This is a genomic window from Saccharothrix stipae (genome assembly GCF_054781895.1).
This window is the reverse complement of the sequence record NZ_BAAGTN010000017.1, coordinates 680,395-694,518: the sequence shown is the minus strand read 5'-3', so window position 1 is coordinate 694,518 and position 14,124 is coordinate 680,395. Positions and strand designations below refer to the sequence as shown.

Below are 14,124 nucleotides of genomic sequence, written 5' to 3'. Positions count from 1 at the left end.
CCTGGTGAGGAGGTGCCGTGTCCGACCGTCGGACGCCGTCGCGCACCTCCGTGCCCAGCACCCTGCTGATCATCGCGTTGCTCGCGGGCGTCAGCCTCGGCGGCCTCGCGCTGTTCGGCGCGCCACCGCTGCCGGACAACGCGCGCAACGTCCCGCTCGTCGGCGAGGAGGGTCGCCGCCCCGCGCCGCGGCTCGCGCTGGCCGACTTCGACTCGGGCACCGAGTACTACGACCACGTGCTGTCCTTCCGGGACGTCCAGAAGCTCGGCTTCCTCAACCCGTCCGAGGTGGAGATCTTCACCCGGGAAGGGGCGGGCGCGGCGCGGCTGACCGTGTCGTCCAAGCTCCCCGAGGGTCGCCTCCTGGTCGCGGTGGTCCGGCTGGCCGACCGGGACGCCGCGCTGCGGGCCGCCGACGAGCTCGACGAGTTGCAGGTCTCGTTCGGCCTCTGGCGCACGCCCGCCGAGCACGGCGTCACCCGGCTCGTGGAGTTCGTGCCCGAACCGGACGACGATCCGGACGGGCGGTCGACGGCGCGCGCCCACTACGTCCACGGTGACCTGGTGGTCCGGGTCGAGTTGAACGCGCGGACGCCCGCGGACCTGGCCGGGTTCGGCGGTCTGCTCGCCAAGCAGCTCGGGGCGCTGCCCGCCGATGGATGACAGACGCACCCGGGTCGCCGGGGTCAGCGTGGTGACCGCCGCCGCCGTGTGCCTGGTCGCCTACAGCTACCTCGTCGGGCTGTGGCTCACCCGGCACGACCAGTCGCCCGACCTGCTCCTGGCGATCCGCAACTGGGTCAACCGACCGACCGGTGTCGGCGAGGACTTCGGGTTCCTCGGTGTCGCGCTGCTGCTGATGGTCGCCGGGTTCGGGGTGGGCGGGATCGCCGGCGCCGCGGGTCCGGGCCGGCTCGCGTTCGCGGCGCGGTTGGCGCGCCGGGGTCTCCCGCCGCTGGTGGTGGCCGTGGCGGTGGGTGCGCTGCTCCTGGCCGTCGGCGCGCAACCGCTGGTCGACCCGGCGATCACCACGCCGGTGGCCGCGGTGGCGCTGTTCGCGCTCGTCGTGCTGGTGCTGCTGCCGCTGCAACACCGGTTCCCCGGCCTGGCCGTGTTCGTGCAGCTGGAGGTCGTGTGCCTGCTCGTGCTCGCGGGCGGGTGGGCCGCCTCGACCGGTGAGCACGACGTGCCGCGGGTGATCGGCCTGGTCGCCGCCCTCGTGCCGCTGGTGACGCTCGGTCAGCTCGCCTGGCTGCTGCGCACCGAGCTGTTGTTCCGGCGGCACGCCCTGGTGCTCGGCCTGCTGTGCCTCGGGCTCCTGGTGCTCGCGGAACGGGTGCTCCCCGGGACCGCCGCGTTCTGGCGCCCGCTGACCGGCGTCTACGCGCTGCTGCTGTTCCTGATCGCGCTGCCGAGGGGCGCGTCCCTCGCCGCGACGCGGCTCGTCCGCTGGTTGGACAGCCGGGCACTGCCGCTGTTGGTGTCGATCCCGGTGGTGGGGTACGCGGTGCTGGGCGTGCAGCACCCCGTGGTCCCGGCGGTGGTGGCCATCCCGATCTCGTTGGCGTGCACGTGCCTCGCCGCCGAGCTGCTGCACGTCGGCTCGCAGCGCGTCTTGCACCGGGACAGGAGGCGTCCGGCATGAGCACGACCGAGCTGGAGCAGCCGCCCAAGACCGCGCGGGCCAAGCGCACCGACTACCTGCACGGCCTGGACCTGCTGCGGGTCATCGCGTCGTGCGCGGTCGTCTTCACCCACGTGCTCGCCTGGTTCGCCGGCGTCGGGGAGGGGTGGTGGGCGTGGACGGTGACCGCGTGGGTCAGCGCCGACACGCTGCACCTGCACCCCTGGATCTCGTTCGTCGGCGTCGCGTTCTTCTTCGTGGTCAGCGGTGTCGTGGTCACGCACGTGACCAACCGCGAGACACCGGGCCAGTTCCTGCGCCGCCGGTTGACCCGCCTCGCGCCGCTGCTGTTCGTGGTCACGTTCATCGGCTGGTGCCTGATCAACTTCGGGCTGCGGATCTCACGGGTCTGGGAAGGCCCGCTCGGGGTGGACAAGCTGCTGCTCGGCATGGTGCTGGGCAACGGCTTCGCGGAACCGGACGTCGCGCTGCTCGCCATCACGTGGACGCTGCGCGTGCAGGTCCTCTTCTACGTGCTGGTGGCGCTCTCGATCCCGTTGCTGCGCAAGCGGGCCTGGGTGCCGCCGCTCGTGATCGCCGCGCTGTGCTGCCTGACGCTGCTCGCCGCGCCGCACAACGAGTTCTTCGGCGCGCACTTCACCGGGTTCGCCACCTACCTCCCGGTCCTGTGCCTGGGTCAGCTGATCTCGCTGGTGCACTCCGGGCGGGTCGACCCGGTGGCGGGCGTGGCGATCGGCTCGGTCCACTTCCTGCTGCTGGTCTGGGCGGACAAGCTCGGCCTCACGTTCCAGGGCGACGGCGTGCCCCGCACGGTGCTGCTGGCGGTGCTCGTGGTCGTGCTGCTGATGAAGGCGCAGGACCGCGTCAGCCGGTCGGCGTTCGTCAGGGCGTGGGCCAAGCGCACGTACGCGATCTACCTGGTGCACGTGTGCGCCATCTACCCGGTCTTCGACACCCTGATGCCCTACCTGGACGAGAACCTGGTGGTGCTCATCGGGCTCGCGGTGACGTTCCTGGCGGCCGAGGTGCTGCACCGGTTGGTCGAGATGCCCGCCGATCGGGCGATCCGCCGCTGGGAGCGGCGCCGCAGCGTTACCGACCGCCCGGGATAATCACGATCCGCCGTCCGATCGAGAGCCTTCCGTTACCATGCTGCGCGGGGAGGGTCGCGCGACTGGGAAGGGGCGGACCCCTGGACGGTCAGACGGCACCGCCGAAGGTTCGCATCGCGTTCATCGACATCGGGCGCGGGCTCGCCGCGCTGCTGGTCTTCTACAGCCACCTCGCCGAGCAGTGGGTCGCCAAGCGCGAGGTGGGGCCGACGCCCGGCATCGACTTCATCGACGCGCTCACCAGCGACCCGATGCACATGGGTCTGCAGGGCATCGGCCAGATCGCGGTGCCGTTCTTCTTCCTGGTCAGCGGGTTCGTGGTGACGCCGATCGCGCTGCGCCAGGGCCAGCGCCGGTTCGGCCTCAACCGGCTGGTCCGCGTCTACATCCCGATGACGTTCGTGGTGCTGCTGACCGCCGGGGTGATCCTGCTCGGCGCCCGGACGCTGGTCGGCGCCGAGGAGCCGACGATCACCTGGTGGACCGTGATCACCAACTCGCTGGTGGTCAACTACCTGATCGTGCCGCAGGTGGTGATGGTCGGCGTCGCGTGGACGCTGGTCGTCGAGGTGATCTTCTACACCCTGCTGGTGCTGCTGCTGCCGGTGATGAGGCGCTGGACGTGGCTCGCCATCGGCGCCCAGCTGACGTTCGTGTTCGTGGTGATGATGAGCGCCCGCGAGTTCGGCGCTTCGTGGGCGTTGTTCGCGGTGAACGTCTCCTACCTGCCGATCCCGATCATCGGCCAGATCATCTGGGCCACCACGAGCAAGCGCGTGCCGCTGTGGCTCGGCGGGACCTACGTGGGCATCGCGTGGGCGCTGTACGTGCTCGCCGAACGCCTGGAGCTGGGTCGGCTCGACACGTCCTACAACCTCGCGCTCGCGTTCGCGCTGCTGTGCTTCATGGCCGGGTACTTCGCCGAGCCGCGGCTCAAGGAGCGCAGGATCTGGATCGCGCTGTCCGAGCGCAGCTACTCGATCTACCTGCTGCACGGGTTGGTCGCGTTCGTGGCGCTGGACCTGATGCGGCCGACCGTGCCGCTGCTGCTGGCGATACCGCTCGCGGTGGCGCTGACGTTCGGCGTGGTGGAGCTGAGCTACCGGTTCGTGGAGAAGCCGAGCCACGCGCTGGCCCGGCGGCTGTCCCGCAAGCCCGCACCCACGCCCGAACCGGAGCCGGCCGCCGAGGCCGAGGCGGAGTTCGAGGACGAGCACGACGAGCTGGACGAGTTCGACGACGTGGCCGAGCTGGACGAGTTCGAGGACGCCGAGGACGCGCGGTGGCCGGAGGAGTCGGACCCGGAGCCGGTGCGCGAGCAGCCCACCGTGGTGATCGCGCCGGTCCGACCGCCGAACCGGTTGCGCACTCCACCGCCCCAGCGCACGCCGCGCACCCCGCCCCGGGGCACGCCACTCCAAAGCACCCCGCCCCAGGGCACTCCGCTCCAGGGCACCCCACTCCAGGGAGCGCCGCCCCAGCGCACGTCTCCCCCGCGCACGCCGGCGCGCGGCATGCCGGCCCAACCCGCGCCTCCGGTGCGCACGGTCACGCCACCGCACGGCATGCCGGCCCAGCCCGCGCCGGACCGGCCTGCACCGGCGCGACCCGTTCCGGACCGGCTCACGCCCCGTCCGCTCGCACCCCGTCCCGCCCCGGCGCCGCGGCCGGTCGAGGACCCCACCCAGCACATCCCGGCCGTCTGGCCCTCCGACGAGCCGGACCCGGACGAGGCCGCGCCGAGGCGCCGGCGGCTGCGTGAGGACAGCGGGCCCGCGGTGACGGTGGCGTCCCTGCTGGCCAACCACGCCAAGGAGAACGGGCACCGCCGCTAGCGCGGCTGCTTGCCCAACTCCTCGGCGATCACGTCGATGACGGCCGGCGCCAGCACCGGGTCCAGCCCGCTGACCAGCAGTCGCTCCGCGGCTTCGAGCACCACGACGTCGGTGGCCGCGAGGGCTTGGGCGACCTCGCGGGCGTTGCTGGTGAGGCGTTCGACGTGCACCATCGTCAGGTCGGTGAAGCACGCGACCAGGTACTGCGCCGCGTAGTAGGCGAACGAGTCGCCGAGCAGCCCCACCTTGGCCGTCGCCACGCCGTTCGCCGGCGGCTGGGTGAACCGCTTCGGCTCGGGCACGGGGTTGATCTCGTGGCTGCGCACCGTGCTGCCGTTGGGCGCGAGGTCGTAGGCCTGGATCGGGTCCGTCGCGGTCCGCCCGAGCAGCGGGGCCAGGTCGCCCTCGCGGTCGACCACCTGGGTCGGCACGACCTTCCACCCCTTGGACGTGCCCGGCTTGACGGTGTCGGTGATGACCCGCGCCATGACCAGGCTGCCCTCGTGGGTCCAGTGGCTGTCGTACCTCGGGTACGGCAGCCGGTTGGTCAGCTTGGCGGTCTCCTCGATCCGGGACCGCAGGTCGAGCGCGCCCGTCTTGGGCAGGCCCTTCCAGAACTCGTCGCGGGCCTTGTTGAAGCAGTCCTTGCCGTAGAACTTCGACGGCAGGTAGTCAGGCACCATCGTGCTCTTGTTGGGCGCGACGACCAGCAGGAACCGACGGCCCGACGCCTCGACCGCGGCACGCAGGCGGCTCAGCCGGGCGTGCACCTCCGCGATCGGCAGCAACGGGTCGCACGCGCCCTCGACGTCCGCGCCGAGGAAGAGCCAGTCGTCCTTGCCCTCGATCACGTCCACGAACGCGGTCGGCTCGGGCCGGTCCGCGGACGGGTCCTTCGGCGTCACCACCGGACCGACCGAGTCCTGCGGCCGGTCGAGGTCGGGCGCCTCGCCGAACACGCCCCGGCTGATGCCGCTCGCGGCGGCCACGGCCTTGTCGCGCAGCGGCACGTGGTCGCTCGCCCACGCGTTGAGCCCGGTGAAGAAGCCCCAGCCGTCGGTGACCGACGGGAACTCGGCGAGCTTGCGGTTCTCGAACTCCGCCGGCCGCACCCCGACGAGCAGCAGCAGGGCAGGCCCGCAGAAGAAGAGGACGGCGAGGGTGAGCGCGGTGCGCTGGCGGCTGCTGTGCCGGGGCCGGTAGAGGGCGTGCTCGCGGGGGAGCAGCGACTCGGGCACCGCCGGGAGGCTCTTGGGCGGGTCGATGCTCACGCCGAACAGCCTAGCCGGCACGCATGTCGCTCGTTCGTGGTTCACCTCAAGGTGGGGATTCACGAAGTGATGCGCGTGCAACCCGGCGGGCATGGCAGACGTCTCTTCGGGTGACAGGAACCCGATGCAGCGGAGGAACGGCATGTGGCCCACTGTGATCCTGGTCACTTTGGGAGGGTTGGCCTTTTTAGTGCGAACCGTTCGCGTCCTGCGATCCGTATCGAAATCCGAAGGCGGCCAACCCCGTATTGAGACCGCCCCGCCGGTCTAGTCCCTATGGCGGCTTGTCCACTTGCCGTACGATCATTTCGGGTCGAACGACCTGTGCCTGCTAGGGGACCTCAGAACAGAGGTAGGTGCGTCATGGATCTCGCACTGAGCAAAGTCATCGAGCTGCGCGAAAGCGGCTTCCAGTTCCTGCACCTCCGCGACGAGGACGGGCAGCTGGACCGCATCATGGCGTTCAAGCAGCGCAGAGGCTTCATCGACTCGATCCTGTTCTGGTCCGAGACCGAGGCCCGCGCGGGCAGGCTGCCGGCCGTCCGGGACAGCCAGCGCGCCGCCCAGGCGGTCTGGATTTACGAGGGACCGCTGGTCGAGGCCGTGGACCGGCTGCTCGACCTGCCGGAGCCCGGCGCGCGCAACGCGCCGACGCTGATGAAGCGGACGGCGTCCGACCTCGCGGTCGTGACCACGCTGCCGTTCAAGCTGAACCTGCCGCCCGGCGCTATCGCCTAGACATCTCGCGTTAACGTCACCCGCCGCACACAGAATGCGGCGGGCATCGACGTTTCGGTTACGGTCCGTAATTTTTGTGCGATTTTCGCCAAAGTTTCGTAACGGCCACCGTGACCTCAACAATGAATATTCACCCTCGGCGCGGCGAGACCAATCCCGATTCATAGGCGAGCACGACGAGTTGTGCGCGGTCCCGCGCACCCAGTTTGGTCATCACCCGGCTCACGTGGGTGCGCGAGGTCGCCGGGCTGATCACCAGGTGCTCGGCGATCTCGTCGTTCGACATCCCGGCGGCGACGAGCGCCAGGATCTCCCGCTCCCGCGCGGTCAGCTCGCGCAGCGCCCCGGGGTTCGGACGGCGGTGCTCCGGCCGGTTCGCGAACTCCTCGATCAACTTCCGGGTGACACTCGGGGCGAGGAGCGCCTCACCCTCCGCGACCACCCTGAGGGCGTGCAGCAGCTCCACCGGGTCGGTGTCCTTGAGCAGGAAACCGGACGCGCCGGCGCGCAACGCCTCGAACACGTACTCGTCCACGTTGAAGGTCGTCAGGACGAGCACCTTCACCTCCGGCAGCTCGGCGCACACCTGCCGGGTGGCGGCCAAGCCGTCGGTGCCTGGCATCCGGATGTCCATCACCACGACGTCCGGGCGGTGCTCGTGCGCCTGCCGCACGGCCTCCGCGCCGTCACCGGCCTCGCCGACGACCTCGAACCCGTCCTCGGTGTCGAGCAGCAGGCGGAAACCCGCCCGCACCAACGCCTGGTCGTCGGCCAGCACCACCCTGATCACCACGTACCTCCCACGGTAGGACCGCCCTGACGGTGAAACCCCGGGTCGACGGACCCGCGGCCAGCGTGCCGCCGAGCGCCTCGACCCGTTCGCGCATGCCGCGCAGGCCGGAGCCCGCGCCCTGCGGCGGTTGGTCGGCGCCCGTGCCGTCGTCGGTCACGGTGAGGACCAGGGCGTCGTCGGTGTGCTCGAACGAGATGACGATCTCGGACGCGTCCGCCGCGTACCGCATCGCGTTGGTCAGGGCTTCCTGCACGACCCGGTACGCGGCGGCGTCGACCGGGGCGGGCAGGGCGCCCGGCGTGCCGACGACCCTGGCGACGGGCACCGGCCGCACCAGCTCGTCCAGCCGGTCGAGACTGGGCACGGGGGTGGTCCCCTCACCGGTGCGCAGGACGCCGAGGGTCGCGCGCAGGTCGTCCAACGCGTGGCCGCTCGCTTCCTTGATCGCCTTGAGCGCCTTGACCGCCTCTTCGGGCCGGCGGTCGGCGACGTGCGCGGCCACGCCGGCCTGCACGTTGATCATGGCGAGGCTGTGCGCGACGACGTCGTGGACCTCGCGCGCGATCCGCAGCCGTTCTTCTTCCACCTGGCGGCTCCGCTGTTCGAGGACACGGGTGCGGCGCAGGGACAGCACGGCGATGGCGGGTGCGGCGATCAGCGGACCCCAGTGGCCGGTGACGTAGTAGAGCCAGGTGGACGCCCCGGTCACCGCGATGACGGCCACGGGGAAGCGCTTGCGCCAGATCAGCGGCACGAACGTCGCCGCGAACCAGAGCCACGCCAACCACGCCATGCGGACGACGGTACGGGAGGAAGGCGGAGGTCAGCGTCGGCTCAGGGGCGGCTCGCGCCCGTACGTCAGCGGTCGTACGACCCGCTCTTCACCGCCGCGAGGAACCCCACCCAGTTCGGGAGCGCCACGGTCGGCCCGGCCGGGTTCTTCGAGTCCCGCACCCGCGCCGCGCGACCCGCCAACGAGACCTCAACGCAGTTGCCGTTCCCGCCGCCGTTGCTACGAGTGCTCTTGCGCCACATGGCGACACCTCGATCTCTATCGTTCAGCTGCCAACCTCCCGAGCCAATCGGCGGACTCCTCCGGAGACAACGCCAACTTCGCAAGGTGGGTGAAGGTCAGCCTAGCGACCTTCACCTTCGATGGGTCTTCGACGTGCAGCGATCCCGCCGCGTGCTCCACGTACAACACCGACCGGTCCGCCTTCATCGGGAAGTCGAGCACGGTGAACGCCCCGTACTGACCCTCGTTGAACCCCGCTCGGTGGGGTAGGACCTGCACGGTCACGTTGGCCAGTCGCCGACGCTCGTCGAGGTGCAGCAACTGCGCCCGCGAAGCTTGGGCCAGCGCGCTCTCCAGCATGATCGCGTGCAGTTGCAGCGGCTCTTCGGCGAGCAGTCGCTCCTGCCTGAGCAGACGCACCTCGATCTGGTTCGCGATCCACCGCTTCGACCGCTGTACCCGCGCCCCGGCCAACACCGCTCGGACGTAGTCGGCGGTCTGGAGGAGGCCGGGCAACCCTGATCGTCCAGGTCGTACTTGGTCCACCAGCCCTTCTCCAACGCCCGTGCGTACATCTCCATGTACGGCTCCCACTGGGAGAACGGCACGCCGTAGGTGTCGAGCATGGCGCGCATCCCGTGGTAGTCGGGGCGCTGGCCCTTCTCTATCCGGCTGATCTTGCGGTGGTCGTAGTTGATTCGGTCGACTGCCTCCTGCTGCGAGAGGCCCGCCCGCCCGCGCAACTCCCGCAGCACCTCGCCGAGCCTGCGCATGCGGTGAGTCGGCTCGTTCCTGCCCATCCGCACCACCTCCTGTGATCATCCGACTGTGATCATCCGATCGCGCAACGCTCCTCGGACGACCACGGTTGGTACATCGAGCGCGGTGACGGGTGGAAGGCCCGGTACAGGCGGGGGTGTGCGGAGGACTTCCTGGCGCGGGTCGCGGCGCCGACGGGCGTCTACTCGGTGGCCGTGTGGCGGGGGCCGACGCGGGTCTGCACGGTCGGGCTCCGCTGGTCCGGACGCCACTGCACAGGGTGAAGTAATCCACTCGGCCGGGTTAGCGAGCTTGAACCGGACCCCGTGGTTGCGAAACTTTCCCGCCCATGAACCTCAGGAAGACCATCGCGGGCGCCGCGGTCACCCTCGGCGGCACGGCCGTCATGCTCGGTCTGGGCGGCACCGCGCAGGCCGCCGACGTCGGCGCGCACACGAGGCCCGACCTCGACGCCGAGCTGGGCGAGATCGCGAACGTCGGCGACGTCCTCCGCGTCGACGCCGCGGACCCGGCGGGCCCCGTCATCCTCGGCCCCTTCGCCCTGAGCAACAGCAACAGCACCGGCAGCGCGCCGATCGACCTCAAGGTCCTCGTCGGCGGCTGACCCCGCCGGCGCCCCCCAGCCGGAACGGTCCCGGCCCCCTCCCCCTCGGGCCGGGGCCGTTCCAACCGCACGACACCCGAGGGGTCAGCGGCCGACGGCGTAGCCCTGCGCCCCGCGCGGATTGGCCGCAGCACGCAGCAGGCCGTCGCGGGAATCCCTGGCCACGGCCGACATCCGGCCCAGCGTCCACGGGCCGGCGTCCACGACCGCGTGCCCGCGTTCGCGCAGCTCGGCCATCGCGGCCGCACCGACCCGGGACTCGACCACGACCTCGCCGGGCGTCCACGACCGCGGGTAGAACGAGCTCGGGAACGCGTTGGTGTGCCACATCGGCGAGTCGATGGCCTCCTGGAGGTTCATCCCGCCGACGGTGTGCGCGAGCCAGAACCCGAGCTGCCACTGGTCCTGCTGGTCGCCGCCGGGGGTGCCGAAGGCCATCGCGGGCAGGCCGTCGTGCAGGGCCAGGGACGGCGACAGGGTGATCCGGGGTCGCTTGCCGGGGGCCAGGGAGTTCGGCAGACCTTCGTCCAACCAGAACATCTGCGCCCGGCTGCCGAGGCAGAAGCCCAGCGACGGGATGGTCGGCGAGGACTGCAACCACCCGCCGGACGGGGTGGCCGACACGATGTTGCCCCAGCGGTCGACCACGTCCACGTGGACCGTGTCGCCCTTGACCGTGCCCGTGCTCGACACGGTGGGTTCGCCGAGCGCGCCGCTGTCGTTCCGGCTCGCCGCGCCCGGGCCGCGCAGCACGTGCCGGGGAAGGCGTCCCTCGACCGGACCGGGTGCCCCGGGTCGCAGGTCGAGCGAGGCGTGGTCGGTGACGAGTTGCCGGCGCTGCCGCGCGTACTCCCTCGACAGCAGCACGTCCAACGGCACGTCGCCGCTGTCGCCGTACCAGGCCTCCCGGTCGGCGAACGCGAGCTTGGCGCACTCCACCGCCAGGTGCACGGTCTGCGCCGACGGCACGCCGTCCACGTAGGACAACCGGTCGCCGAAGCCCTCCAGCAGCAGCAACTGCTGCAACAGCACCGGTCCCTGGGTCCACGCCCCCGGCTTCACCACGCTCCACGACCCGAAGTCCACCGACACGGCGTCCTCGTAGGTCGCCTCCCACGACGCCAGGTCCTCGCCGGTCAGCACGCCGGCGTGGTCGGCGCCCGAGTCGTCGCGGTGGGCGATCCGGAAGAACTCGTCCACCTGCGCCGCCACGAACCCCTGCGACCACGCCCGCCGGGCCGCCTCGATCTGCGCTTCCCGGTCCGACCCGGCGGCCTCGGCGGCGGCCAGCAACCACTCCCACGTGTCGGCGAGCTTGGGGTTGCGGAACCGCGACCCGGCCTGCGGCGGCTCCCCGCCGGGCAGCCACAGTGCCGCCGAGGACGTCCAGTGGTCCCGGAACAGGTCCGCGACCGTCGAGATCGTGAACGACACCCGTTCCAGCAGCGGGAACCCGTCCCGCGCGTACCCGATGGCGAAGCCCAGCACGTCGCGCAGCGACTTGGTGCCGTAGTCGCGCAGCAGCGTCAGCCAGCCGTCCCACGCGCCCGGCACGGTGGCGGCGAGCATCCCGCTGCCCGGCACGAGGTCCAGCCCCAGGCCCGTGTAGTGCTCGATCGTGGCACCGGCGGGCGCCACGCCCTGGCCGCACAGCACGCGTGGCGCGGTCTCGCCGGCGGCCGCGAACACCACGGGCACCTCGCCGCCGGGCCCGTTGAGGTGCGGTTCCACCACTTGCAGCACGAAGCCGACGGCGACCGCGGCGTCGAAGGCGTTGCCGCCGTCCTCCAGGACGGCCATGCCCGCGCTGGAGGCGAGCCAGTGCGTGGACGCGACCATTCCGTGCGTGCCGACGAGTTCAGGACGCGTGGTGAACATTTCAACAACCTACGTCGGCCCGGCCCGTTTTGTTACCCCTGCTAACGAGACCGTGTCCTGAAGATCAGCTGAACCCGAAGCCCCCTCACACCGCCTGGTCAGGGACCCGCAGCTCACGCCCCAGCCCGTGCAGCACGAGCCCGGCCCGGGCCAGCGCGTCCGCGTCGAGGTGGTTGCGCGTGTCCAGCACCGTCGAACCGGACATCACCGACGCCACCACCGCCCAGTCCAGCGCGCGGAACTCGGGCCACTCGGTCAGCAGCACGACCGCGTCGGCGTCGCGCACCGCCGCGTAGGGCGAGTCGACCACGGTCATCCCCACCAGCGGCCGGCTGATCTCCGGGTCGTAGGCGACCAGCTCCGCGCCCTCGAACGCGAGCAGCTCCGCCACCGCCAACGCGGGCGAGTCGCGCAGGTCGTTCGTGCCCGCCTTGAACGCCAGCCCCAGCACGCCGATGCGGGCGCCGGCCAGCGACCCGACGGCCCGGCGCAGCTTGTCGACCACCCGCCGCTGGTGCCGCGAGTTCGTCTCGATAGTGGCCCTGACCAGCGAGAAGTCGACGCCGACGGCATCGGCGATGCGCACCATGGCGTGCGTGTCCTTGGGCAGGCACGACCCGCCCCAGCCCGGTCCCGGCTTGAGGAACGACTGGCCGATGCGCTTGTCGTAGCCCATGCCCTCGGTGACGGAGGTGACGTCCGCGCCGAGGAGTTCGCACAGCTCGGCGACCGCGTTGACGTAGGAGAGCTTCATCGCCAGGAAGCAGTTGGCCGCGTACTTGACCATCTCGGCGCTGGCCGCGTCCATGAGCACGGTGGGCGCGCCGAGCCTGGTGAACAGCGCGCCGACGCGTTCGGCGGCCAGCGGCGAGTCCGACCCGACCACGATCCGGTCGGGGTGCAGGAAGTCGCGGACGGCGCTGCCCTCGCGCAGGAACTCGGGGTTGGAGACGACGGCCACGTCCTCGCGCCCGAGCAGGGCCGCGACCTTGGTCGACGTGCCGACCGGGACGGTGGACTTGCACACCACGACCGCGCCGTAAGGGAGGACGTCGCGGATCTCTTGAGCCACCGCCTCGACCGCGCTCAGGTCGGCCGCGCCGCCCGCGCCCATGGGTGTCGGCAGGCACAGGAACACCACCTCGGCGTCGGCGACGGCGTGCCGCGCGCCTTCCACGAACTCCAACCGGCCCGCGGACTGGCCTTCCACGACCAGGTCGGCGAGGCCGGGTTCGAGGATGTCGACCTGCCCGGCGCGCAGCCGGGCGACCTTCAGCGCGTCCACGTCGGCGCACACGACCCGATGCCCGAGGGAGGCCAGGCAGGCCCCCGTCGTCAGGCCCACGTAACCCGTTCCCACGACCGCGATCCGTCGGACGAACATGAGGGTGACGGTGGCACCCGAAGTTGACCGTGGGTCAAACACCAGGCGTATGCGGAGAGTGATGTGGGTAGTCCTCCGGGTGTACGGGGAAACACCCCTCGCGGCGGACGCGGTTTCAGCTGGACGAAGGCAAGGTCGTAGGTATGGAACTCGTCCTCTTCTCCCTGCTCTTCGTGGGGCTGGCGGTGCTGGCGGCCGTGCCGTTGGTCGCATTGCTCCACTTCTCCGAGCGCCGGGGACTGAACGACCGTTAACCTCCTGTCCCCAGGACAGGAGGATGTATGGAGATCTCGGGTACCGCGGCGATCGTCACCGGCGGCGCGTCCGGTCTGGGCCTCGCGACCGCGCGGGCGCTCGCGGCACGCGGTGCGGCCGTGTTCGCGCTGGACCTCTCTACCGACGACGCCCCGGACGTCGAGGGCGTCACCTACCTGGCGGCGGACGTGACCTCGGAGTCGGACGTCCAGGCCGCCGTCGACACGGCCGCCGGTTCCGGCTCGCCGCTGCGGGTCGTGGTGAACTGCGCGGGCATCGGCCCGTCGACGCGGACCGTGGGCAAGTCCGGCCCGCACCCGCTCGACCTGTACCGGAAGGTCATCGACGTCAACCTGGTGGGCACGTTCAACGTGCTGCGGCTGGCGGCGGCGGCGATGGGCAAGACCGAGCCGTTGGAGCACGGGCAGCGGGGCGTCGTGATCAACACGGCGTCGATCGCGGCGTTCGACGGGCAGATCGGGCAGGTGGCCTACGCGGCGTCGAAGGCGGCGGTGGTCGGGATGACGCTGCCGGCGGCGCGCGACCTGTCCTCGGTCGGGGTGCGGGTGATGACGATCGCGCCGGGCATCGTGGACACGCCGATGCTGGCGACCGTGTCGGACGAGTTCCGGGCCGGCCTGGCCGCGGGCGTGCCGTTCCCGAAGCGGCTGGCCCTGCCGGAGGAGTACGCGCAACTGGCGGTGGCGATCGTCGAGCACGACTACCTGAACGGCGAGGTCATCCGCATGGACGGCGCCTTGCGCATGGCGCCGCGGTGACATGGCCGCTGCTCCGCAGACGGCGGCTCGGTCGCC

Annotated in this window: 14 protein-coding genes and 1 pseudogene; 7 read left to right on the top strand and 8 right to left on the bottom strand. The window is 71.3% G+C overall.

The window, feature by feature from the left end; translation table 11 throughout:
* The first annotated feature begins 17 nt into the window (after window positions 1-17).
* The 4 genes from ACYVLT_RS31380 to ACYVLT_RS31365 are packed head-to-tail and all read left to right on the top strand — an operon-like array spanning window position 18 to window position 4,591.
* Window positions 18-662: a hypothetical protein gene (locus ACYVLT_RS31380; RefSeq protein ID WP_461123759.1), complete on the top strand. Its 645-nt coding sequence runs from the start codon at window positions 18-20 to the stop codon at window positions 660-662.
* Entirely contained in the window at window positions 655-1,644 is a 990-nt protein-coding gene (locus ACYVLT_RS31375; RefSeq protein WP_461123758.1) for a hypothetical protein, read from the top strand. Before ACYVLT_RS31380 ends, ACYVLT_RS31375 begins: the two co-directional genes overlap by 8 nt.
* Window positions 1,641-2,756 carry an acyltransferase family protein gene (locus ACYVLT_RS31370; RefSeq protein ID WP_461123757.1) on the top strand — a complete coding sequence of 372 codons (1,116 nt, stop codon included), beginning with the start codon at window positions 1,641-1,643 and terminating at the stop codon, window positions 2,754-2,756. Before ACYVLT_RS31375 ends, ACYVLT_RS31370 begins: the two co-directional genes overlap by 4 nt.
* A complete protein-coding gene (locus ACYVLT_RS31365; RefSeq protein ID WP_461124163.1) occupies window positions 2,753-4,591 on the top strand; it encodes an acyltransferase family protein in 1,839 nt (612 codons plus the stop codon). The genes ACYVLT_RS31370 and ACYVLT_RS31365 overlap by 4 nt, the downstream gene beginning before the upstream one ends.
* On the opposite strand, the gene ACYVLT_RS31360 is transcribed toward ACYVLT_RS31365, so the two are convergent.
* Window positions 4,588-5,862 (bottom strand): alginate O-acetyltransferase AlgX-related protein, encoded by a 1,275-nt coding sequence (locus ACYVLT_RS31360; RefSeq protein ID WP_461123756.1) that lies wholly within the window; start codon window positions 5,860-5,862, stop codon window positions 4,588-4,590. The genes ACYVLT_RS31365 and ACYVLT_RS31360 overlap by 4 nt on opposite strands.
* 363 nt (window positions 5,863-6,225) lie before the next feature.
* Between ACYVLT_RS31360 and ACYVLT_RS31355 the strand changes: the two genes are divergently transcribed.
* Window positions 6,226-6,600 carry a hypothetical protein gene (locus tag ACYVLT_RS31355; protein WP_360448445.1) on the top strand — a complete coding sequence of 125 codons (375 nt, stop codon included), beginning with the start codon at window positions 6,226-6,228 and terminating at the stop codon, window positions 6,598-6,600.
* Between the two features lie 130 nt (window positions 6,601-6,730).
* On the opposite strand, the gene ACYVLT_RS31350 is transcribed toward ACYVLT_RS31355, so the two are convergent.
* From ACYVLT_RS31350 to ACYVLT_RS31330, 5 genes and pseudogenes are all read right to left on the bottom strand, one after another.
* Window positions 6,731-7,390, bottom strand: a complete 660-nt coding sequence (locus ACYVLT_RS31350) for a response regulator transcription factor (RefSeq protein WP_461123755.1) — start codon at window positions 7,388-7,390, stop codon at window positions 6,731-6,733.
* Complete coding sequence (locus ACYVLT_RS31345) at window positions 7,287-8,186, bottom strand: sensor histidine kinase (RefSeq protein ID WP_461123754.1); 900 nt, start codon at window positions 8,184-8,186, stop codon at window positions 7,287-7,289. The genes ACYVLT_RS31350 and ACYVLT_RS31345 overlap by 104 nt, the downstream gene beginning before the upstream one ends.
* A gap of 65 nt (window positions 8,187-8,251) precedes the next feature.
* On the bottom strand, window positions 8,252-8,428 hold the full coding sequence (locus ACYVLT_RS31340; protein WP_461123753.1) for a DUF397 domain-containing protein: 177 nt from the start codon (window positions 8,426-8,428) through the stop codon (window positions 8,252-8,254).
* Window positions 8,429-8,444: 16 nt separating this feature from the next.
* The gene (locus ACYVLT_RS31335; RefSeq protein ID WP_461124162.1) at window positions 8,445-8,924 is read right to left on the bottom strand and encodes a DUF5753 domain-containing protein; all 480 of its coding nucleotides are present in this window, start codon (window positions 8,922-8,924) and stop codon (window positions 8,445-8,447) included.
* 92 nt (window positions 8,925-9,016) lie between these two features.
* Window positions 9,017-9,181 (bottom strand): annotated as a pseudogene (locus tag ACYVLT_RS31330) (helix-turn-helix domain-containing protein); the annotation flags it as partial.
* Between the two features lie 335 nt (window positions 9,182-9,516).
* Here ACYVLT_RS31330 and ACYVLT_RS31325 point away from each other — a divergent pair.
* Window positions 9,517-9,792, top strand: a complete 276-nt coding sequence (locus ACYVLT_RS31325) for a hypothetical protein (protein ID WP_461123752.1) — start codon at window positions 9,517-9,519, stop codon at window positions 9,790-9,792.
* An 84-nt stretch (window positions 9,793-9,876) separates the two neighbouring features.
* On the opposite strand, the gene ACYVLT_RS31320 is transcribed toward ACYVLT_RS31325, so the two are convergent.
* Both ACYVLT_RS31320 and ACYVLT_RS31315 read right to left on the bottom strand, forming a co-directional pair.
* Window positions 9,877-11,670 (bottom strand): gamma-glutamyltransferase family protein, encoded by a 1,794-nt coding sequence (locus ACYVLT_RS31320; RefSeq protein ID WP_461123751.1) that lies wholly within the window; start codon window positions 11,668-11,670, stop codon window positions 9,877-9,879.
* A gap of 85 nt (window positions 11,671-11,755) precedes the next feature.
* Window positions 11,756-13,054 (bottom strand): UDP-glucose dehydrogenase family protein, encoded by a 1,299-nt coding sequence (locus ACYVLT_RS31315; RefSeq protein ID WP_461123750.1) that lies wholly within the window; start codon window positions 13,052-13,054, stop codon window positions 11,756-11,758.
* 281 nt (window positions 13,055-13,335) lie between these two features.
* Between ACYVLT_RS31315 and ACYVLT_RS31310 the strand changes: the two genes are divergently transcribed.
* Window positions 13,336-14,088 carry an SDR family NAD(P)-dependent oxidoreductase gene (locus ACYVLT_RS31310; RefSeq protein ID WP_461123749.1) on the top strand — a complete coding sequence of 251 codons (753 nt, stop codon included), beginning with the start codon at window positions 13,336-13,338 and terminating at the stop codon, window positions 14,086-14,088.
* Window positions 14,089-14,124 lie beyond the last annotated feature (36 nt).